The organism is Alkalibacterium iburiense, from assembly GCF_039521845.1.
Lineage (GTDB): Bacteria > Bacillota > Bacilli > Lactobacillales > Carnobacteriaceae_A > Alkalibacterium > Alkalibacterium iburiense.
Genome location: NZ_BAAACW010000098.1, coordinates 1 through 681, shown reverse-complemented (window position 1 = coordinate 681; position 681 = coordinate 1). Strand labels below are relative to the sequence as shown.

Sequence of the window (681 nt, the reverse complement as noted above, 5' to 3'; positions counted from 1 at the left end):
AAGAGCGGGCAAAATCGCACTGTTAACAAGGAAAAGTAGTAAACCGGTTAGGTTTTGACACCCTAACCATACTATTAATGAGCTTCAATATCCTGTTTTTATTGACTGGTATTGAATTTATATTAGTAGGGACTGCGCTAGTCGTTGTATCCGTTTTTTCTCTATTACTACTCATTTATATATTTCCTTATATCAGCAGGTATGAGAGTACGATTAAAGATAGTATAAAAACAACCTTTCAAATAGCTTTGCTGAATATAAAAAGTACGTTATCCATTCTAGTTTATTTTGTCGGCTTTATAATCTTATTCAATTTAACTGATTGGACCTTTTCTTTAGGATTATTATTACTCATAACTATTGGCTTTTCTTCAATTTCTTATTTAGTTTCATATATTCTAAGAGATGTGTTTAGCCAGTACGAATAGTTTTTGATGTTATTAAGAATTGTTTTGTCAGACGTGGGTTATAAAGTAATTGAACTGGCGGGTTAATGCATAAGGTGGATATACTGGATTGGTGATATTGCATTATAAGTATAAATAGACAATTTAGAAATCTTATCAATAGTGTGATAGTATTATTTAAATGATAATAATAGATTTTAGAGGTAGTGTAAAAAGTTTTATGAAAAAACAAGAAAAAAAGAGAAATACTTCCTCTGATTAACATAAGTGGGAG

Annotated in this window: 1 protein-coding gene; it reads left to right on the top strand. The window is 29.7% G+C overall.

The genetic code is table 11. The features are described 5' to 3' along the window. Nucleotides 1–77 precede the first annotated feature (77 nt). A complete protein-coding gene (locus ABDZ53_RS08235; protein ID WP_343755431.1) occupies nucleotides 78–428 on the top strand; it encodes a YesL family protein in 351 nt (116 codons plus the stop codon). Nucleotides 429–681: the final 253 nt, after the last annotated feature.

What these genes read in the sequence shown, in the direction of transcription:
- ABDZ53_RS08235 (WP_343755431.1), top strand. Translation starts at nt 78, where the DNA reads ATGAGCTTCAATATCCTGTTTTTATTGACTGGTATTGAATTTATATTA.